Annotated in this window: 6 protein-coding genes; 4 read left to right on the top strand and 2 right to left on the bottom strand. The window is 60.4% G+C overall.

All coding sequences use genetic code 11. The features are described from left to right. Window positions 1-588: LysE family translocator (locus AB4Z11_RS17825; protein WP_442026576.1), on the bottom strand; the 588-nt coding region annotated here is incomplete at its 3' end. Window positions 589-864: 276 nt separating this feature from the next. Here AB4Z11_RS17825 and AB4Z11_RS17820 point away from each other — a divergent pair. Both AB4Z11_RS17820 and AB4Z11_RS17815 read left to right on the top strand, forming a co-directional pair. Beyond that, the gene (locus AB4Z11_RS17820; protein ID WP_442026575.1) at window positions 865-2,484 is read left to right on the top strand and encodes a methyl-accepting chemotaxis protein; all 1,620 of its coding nucleotides are present in this window, start codon (window positions 865-867) and stop codon (window positions 2,482-2,484) included. Window positions 2,485-2,882: 398 nt separating this feature from the next. Next, the gene (locus tag AB4Z11_RS17815; RefSeq protein WP_442026574.1) at window positions 2,883-3,965 is read left to right on the top strand and encodes an SGNH/GDSL hydrolase family protein; all 1,083 of its coding nucleotides are present in this window, start codon (window positions 2,883-2,885) and stop codon (window positions 3,963-3,965) included. Here AB4Z11_RS17815 and AB4Z11_RS17810 read toward each other — a convergent pair. Then, window positions 3,943-4,821, bottom strand: a complete 879-nt coding sequence (locus AB4Z11_RS17810) for a LysR family transcriptional regulator (protein ID WP_442026573.1) — start codon at window positions 4,819-4,821, stop codon at window positions 3,943-3,945. The two genes, AB4Z11_RS17815 and AB4Z11_RS17810, sit on opposite strands and share 23 nt — an antisense overlap. Window positions 4,822-4,916: 95 nt before the next feature. Between AB4Z11_RS17810 and AB4Z11_RS17805 the strand changes: the two genes are divergently transcribed. Both AB4Z11_RS17805 and AB4Z11_RS17800 read left to right on the top strand, forming a co-directional pair. Next, the gene (locus AB4Z11_RS17805; protein ID WP_442026572.1) at window positions 4,917-6,419 is read left to right on the top strand and encodes an acetyl-CoA hydrolase/transferase family protein; all 1,503 of its coding nucleotides are present in this window, start codon (window positions 4,917-4,919) and stop codon (window positions 6,417-6,419) included. A 50-nt stretch (window positions 6,420-6,469) separates the two neighbouring features. Further along, window positions 6,470-6,991, top strand: a 522-nt coding sequence (locus AB4Z11_RS17800) for a ThuA domain-containing protein (protein WP_442026570.1), incomplete at its 3' end; no start/stop codon positions are given.

Raw genomic sequence — 6,991 nt, 5'->3', positions numbered from 1 at the left:
GCTTAGCATAAGCAGCACCGTGAGTCCGAGCACGCCACCCAGCAGGCGATTGCAAAGGCGCTGCCGGTGCGGCGGCRCCAGCCAGGCTTTCAGCAATCGTCCCGCGACCGCCCAGCAGCCGACACCGGCGATGCATGCAATCACCGAGATCGTGCAGAACCGCTCGAGCGAGGAGTGCTCGCTGAACAGCACCACGCCGGACAAGGCGACCAGCCACGCTTTGGGATTCAGACTCTGAACCAGCATGCCATCCACCACAGCGCGCCATGTGCTTGCAGTGTGATGGCGGAGCGCTTCATCAGAAGCCGTCTCTGGCGCGGTTGCAATGCGCCAGGCAAGGTAAGCGAGATATGCGGCGCCGATCCAGCGCACCAGCTGCGTAAGCGCAGGGTAGGCCAGCAGTGGTGCGGCGCCAACGCCTGTCAGCCAGACCAGCGCGCCATAACTGCCGCTGGCACCCAGTACGTAGCCTAGTGGGCGCGCGAAGCCGCCATGCAGTCCATATCGAAGTGCTAATACGTTGACTGGCCCGGGTGTTATCGCACCGACCAGACCGAATATTGCCATGGCGATCACGACGCCGTTCATGTCTGCCTCCTGTCCTGGATTGATAGGAAGGCAGTGTGGAGGAAGCCGTGCTCAAAATATTGAACAAAATTGCAGGAGCCCTTATAAACACTGCATGCCTTTTAACTAACACAAATATTTTGGAGTTATCGCTCCAGTTAAAACGCCTGTCATATTTGGTGGTTAAGATCGCTGAGTCTCTGTAGAAGAGCACCAAACCAGCACCATCAAGGATGCTCTACCGGCGCCGGCGGTCGGGAAATATACCGGCACCAAATTCCTGCTTACTCATACCTCATGACTTCTTTGAAACTTAAGACGGGCCCCAAGGTTCTCTCCTCGTTCGCCCTCGTGCTGTTCGTGCTGGCCTGTATTACCGGCCTCGCGCTGTGGCGCCTGCACTCCGCGCATCTGACGACGGAGTATCTGGTGAATGACAAACTGGCCAAGCAGCAGCTGGCGTCCGACTGGCTGGGCGCTGAAAAACTGAATGGCGTGCGCACGCTGACCATTGCCAAGAGCGACAGCCTGGAAGTGGGCGAATTTTTCCAGGCGCAGCTTGGCGAGGGTGATAAAGTTGCTAACGCCATCGAGCAAAAGCTGACCGCGAAAACGCGCGACACCGACGAACTGGCGCTGCTGAAAGCTGCCGAGGAAAAGAAACAGGCGTACATGGCGGTGCGCAAGCAGGTTTTCAGCTTCAAGGACATGGGCCGTACCCAGGAAGTCGAGCAGCTTGCCGATTCCACGCTGAAGTCCACTTTCGCGCAGTTCACCACGGCGCTGGAGCAGCTGCTGGCGCACCAGACCAAGGAAGCGCAGGCACTGGCCGATGAATCGGCATCGGAATATCAAAGCAGCCGCGCAGTGCTGATCGCATTCGGCTTACTGGCGCTGGGACTTGGCGGCGCCTTCGCCTGGATCATCACCCGCAGCGTGGTGGTGCCCCTGAATCACGCGGTGGATCTGGCAACCCGTGTCGCCGAGGGCGATCTGCGTCCCACCCGCGAGCAGCACCGCTACGATGAATTCGGTCTGCTGTTCGACGCCTTGCACAATATGACGGTGCGTCTGGGCGGCATCGTTGAACAGGTGCGTGATGGCGCTCATACGATTGACGACGCATCCAAGGAACTGGCGTCCGGCAATCTGGATCTGTCGAGCCGCACCGAACACCAGGCCGGCGCACTGCAGGAAACCGCATCGTCGATGGAAGAACTGACTTCCGCCGTGCGCCAGAATACGACCAGCGCCCGCACTGCCAACGAGCTGGCGGTGTCGGCATCGTCGGTGGCGGGCAAGGGCGGCAAGGTGGTGGATGAAGTGGTGCAGACCATGGACGAAATCAGCGAGTCCGCCAAGAAGATCGTGGACATCATCTCGGTCATCGATGGCATCGCCTTCCAGACCAATATTCTGGCGCTGAATGCTGCGGTCGAAGCGGCGCGCGCCGGTGAGCAGGGGCGCGGCTTCGCGGTGGTGGCGACCGAAGTGCGCAATCTGGCGCAGCGCTCCGCCACGGCGGCACGTGAAATCAAGACCCTGATCAACGACTCCGCCGAGCGTATTGAAGTCGGCACCACGCTGGCGCATGCGGCCGGCGACACCATGAGCGAGATCGTGGCCAGCATCGGACGCGTGACCAATATCATGGGCGAAATCAGCTCTGCCAGCTCGGAGCAGGAATCCGGCATCCACGAAATCAATAATGCCATCGGCGACATGGATACCGTCACCCAGCAGAACGCTGCACTGGTGGAAGAAGCGGCTGCCATGGCCGAATCGGTGCACGAAGAAGCGAACAAGCTGACCCAGCTGGTGAGCTATTTCAAGCTCGGCGCCGCCGGCCCGGTTTCGATCGAACCGCGGGCCGAATTGCCTGAGCCTGAGCTGCGCCTGGCGCTGCCGGCGCACTGAGCTATATCAAAAAAGATATCGCTTGCCCTGAATATTGTATTGGTAGTGTGCTGCCGCGCCTCCTAAGCTGTTCTCCAGCAAGGAGGCATCGCAGAGATGAAACAGCAGAACCAGCCGACCAAAGAGCAAGTTCGGCACTATATGGCCACTCGGCAGACCCAACAATGTCCGCCACCATCTATTCCTGAAATCCGTCGCCAGCTGGGCTGGGGCTTGCTGCCGCCGCCCGAAAGTGGCGGCTGGCGCGGGGAGGACAGCCGTTGACCAGCCGTGCCGGGCGGACTCCCGGCAAATGTGAGGCATCGTACCCACGCCGGCCTGGGCTATCCCTATTGTCAGGGCATGGACATGCTCAGTTCCGGTTAATATGGTCGACCTTTCCTTTGCTAACTATACGAATGAAAATCCGGAATTGGGTTTACGGCCTTGCGGCCATGCTGATCGCCGGCCAGGTGCTGGCTGGGGTTGTTGTCAAGCCGGACGACGAGCGCCTTCAATACACTGGCCGCATCGATTTCGCCAATCCGGGCGGTCCCGTGCTGTCCTGGCCGGGCAGCAGCATCGAAGGCAATTTCACCGGCGGCAGCCTGTCGTTGAAGCTGGATGACCAGCAGGGCAAGAATTACTTCAACGTTTTCATTGATGGCGATCTCGCCCATCCTACCGTCGTCCATGCGGCGCAAGGCAGCGGCACTTATGCGGTTGCGGCGGGCCTGACGCCGGGGGCGCATCGCTTCCTGGTGACCAAGCGTACCGAAGGCGAGGAGGGCGCGACCACCTTTCAGGGGCTGGAACTGGCTGACGGCGGCAAACTGCTGCCACCGCCTCCGCGTCATCAGCGCCACATCGAATTCTTCGGCGATTCGATTACGAGTGGCATGGGCAACGAGGCGCCCGACAATGGCCCGGACAATCTGGCGAGCGAGAAGAACAACTTCATGTCCTATGCGTCGATCACGGCGCGCAATCTGGATGCAGAAGTGCACGTGACCTCGCAAAGCGGCATCGGCATCATGATCAGCTGGTTCCCCTTCACGATGCCGGATTTCTACGACCAGCTGAACGCTGTCGGCAACAACGACAGCAAATGGGACTTCAGCAGCTGGACGCCGGACGTGGTAGTGATCAACCTGATGCAGAACGATAAATGGCTGATCGAAAACGAAAAGCGCCTGCAGCCGATGCCGGATGACGCCCAGCGCGTGCAAGCGTACAAGCGCTTTGTACAGCGCATCCGTGCGCTGTACCCGAAGGCGTATATCGTCTGCGCGCTGGGCAGCATGGACGCCACGGCTACGGACTCCAGGTGGCCGGGCTACGTACGCAGCGCGGTGGAGCAGATCCAGCGCGAGCAGAACGATCTTCGCATCGATACCGTGTTCTTTGATTTCACGGGCTTCCGTGGCCACCCGCGCGTCGCCCAGCATCAGGCCAACGCAGCGCGGCTGACAGCATTCATCAAGCAGAAGATGGGTTGGTAATGGCAAGCCAGGCGCGCGCAGCGTGCGACAGGTAGCGCCCATTCCACACATGCGCCACTTCCCACTGCACTTCCGGTTCGACGATGCGCACTGCCTGCAGGCGCTCGTCGGACAGGCGATGCACGAAGGGTTCAGGCAGCAGCGCGACGCCAATCCCCGCTGACGCCATTTCAACCAGCCAGTCCCATTGCGCGCTTTGCGCTGCGATCTGCGGCTGAATGCCTGCCTGTGCAAAGGCTGCCTGCAAAGCACGGGTGAGGGCGAAGTCGTCGTTCAGCATCACCAGAGGCAAATCCTGTAAATGATGCAGGCGTACGGTGCGCGCATTGGCGCGGAACACGCCCTTCACGGCCATCGCCCACACTGGATAGCGCGCGACGGGGACACTCCCCAGGTCCAGTGAAGAATCGGCGGGCAGCACCGTCAGGCCGAGATCGAGCTCATTGGCGGCCACCTGGCGCTCGATGGCCGGGCCGGGGGCTTCGACCAGGCGCACCGTGATATCCGGATGGCGCTCGCGAAATGCCTTCAGCACGGGCGTGAACAGCACATTGATCATGGGGGGCATGCCCAAAGTCAGCGTGCCATGGCGCTGTGACTGCATATCCTTCACTTCCAGCAGCAACTGACGGTGCGACGCCAGCATTTCCTCGCCACGCTCGAACACGACGCGGCCGATGTCGGTCAGCACCAGGTTGCGGCCATCGCGCAGCAGCAGCGGCGCTCCCAGTTCTTCTTCCAGCTGACGCACCATCTTGCTGATGGTGGATTGCGTCACATGCAGGCGTTCGGCCGCCTGGGTGAAGCTGCTCAGGCGCGCGGTTTCAACGAAGTAGCGCAGGGATCTCAGGTCCATGAATTTTTCGACTGATCATGTGGAATATAAGTCATAAATAGAATATATCCGAATTCTATACTGGACTCAGGACATAAAAATGACGAGGCAATACGATGTACGGAGACCGCATCCGCCACAGCGCTCTGATGGCGAAAGTAATGACTGCGCAACAGGCCGCGCTACTGATCAAGAACGGCATGACCGTCGGCATGAGCGGTTTCACCCGTGCCGGCGACGCTAAGGCCCTGCCGCAGGCGCTGGCTGAACGTGCCCGGACCGAGCCCCTGCACCTGACCCTCATCACCGGGGCATCCCTCGGCAACGACAGCGATGCGCTGATGGCCAACGCCGGCCTGCTGGCGCGCCGCATGCCATTCCAGTCGGATGCCGCCCTGCGCCGCAAGATCAACGCCGGCGAGGTAATGTTCATTGACCAGCATCTTTCCGAAACAGCCGAACAGCTGCGCAGCGGCGATCTGCCTCCTGTTGATGTGGCGGTGATCGAAGCCGTTGCCATCACCGAAACCGGGGGCATCGTGCCCACCATGTCGGTCGGGAACAGCGCCAGTTTTGCCAGCCAGGCCAAACAGATCATCATCGAGCTGAATCTGAGCGCGCCACTCGCGCTGGAAGGACTACACGACGTCTACTTGCCGAAGGCACGTCCGCGCCGCGAACCAATCCCCTTGATAAATCCCGGTGACCGCATTGGCAGTGCCGCGATTCAGGTCGATCCGTCGCGCATCGCCGCCATCGTCATTACCGATCACCCGGACAGCCCATCCAACGCGCAGCCAGCCGATGCGGAAACGGACGCCATTGCCAGCCACGTGATCGCCTTCCTGGAAGCGGAGGTGAAAGCGGGCCGCTTGACCGAAGAACTGCTGCCGCTGCAAGCCGGTATCGGCACCGTCGCCAATGCTGTGCTGCACGGCCTGACGAAATCATCCTTCCGCAACCTGACCATGTATTCGGAAGTGCTGCAAGATAGCGCCATCGAGCTGCTCGATTCCGGCCAGCTGGCCCTGGCCTCGGCATCATCGATCACGCTGTCGGCGCAGATGCATGAGCGCTTCCTCAGCAAAATTGCGCAGTACCGCGACAAGATCGTATTGCGTCCGCAGGAAATCAGCAATCATCCTGAAGTCTTACGCCGCCTGGGCATCATTGCGCTGAACACGGCGCTGGAATTCGATTTGTACGGCAACGTGAACTCCACCCACGTCGGCGGCACGCGCATGATGAATGGCATTGGCGGGTCGGGCGACTTCGCCCGCAACGGCGCCTTGTCGATTTTTGTCAGCAAATCGGTGGCCAAGGATGGCGACATCTCCAGCGTGGTGCCCATGGTCGCTCACGTGGACCATACGGAGCACGATGTCGATGTGCTGGTCACCGAATGGGGGCTGGCCGACCTGCGCGGTCTGGCGCCCCGCGAACGCGCACCGCTGGTCATCGAGCGCTGTGCGCATCCGGACTATCGCCCGCAGCTGCGCGCCTACTTTGAAGAAGCCTTGCTGCGCGGCGGACAAACGCCGCACGTGCTGGAGAAGGCGCTGTCCTGGCATGCGCATTATGAGAAACTTCAAACGATGCGCGCCCCAATTGACAATTAAGCCACGGTGATTTACGGTGGGGGCCGCCCAATAACTCATCGTACAACCTCATGAAAACCTTGCTTGCCGCGGTCCTGGCTTTGACCTCCACCTGCATTCAGGCTGCACAGTTCAACGTATTGGTGTTCTCGAAAACCGGTGGTTGGCACCACGATTCTATTCCCGCTGGCGTGGATGCGATCAAGGACTTGGGCAAGCTGCACGATTTCACGGTGTTCTGGACCGAAGATCCGAACCGTGTCTTCAACGACAAAGAGCTGGGCAAATACCAGGCCGTGGTATTCCTGCTGACCACCGGCGATATCTTGAACGTGGACCAGAAGGCGGCGTTCGAGCGTTACATCAAGGCGGGCGGCGGCTACGTTGGCGTGCACAGCGCGTCGGACACGGAATATGGCTGGCCGTGGTACACCAGGCTGGTGGGACATATGTTCTATGTCCATCCCACGATCCAGACCGCGGTGCTGAAAGTCGAAGACCGTCAGTTTCCTGGCATGGAGCGCTGGGCGCCGCGCAATCTGTGGACCGAGGAATGGTATGAGTTCATGCCCGCGGCGTCGAACAAGCTGAAG

This window comes from Pseudoduganella sp. RAF53_2, from assembly GCF_052113985.1.
Lineage (GTDB): Bacteria > Pseudomonadota > Gammaproteobacteria > Burkholderiales > Burkholderiaceae_D > Rugamonas.
This window is presented reverse-complemented; position numbering and strand designations above follow the sequence as displayed.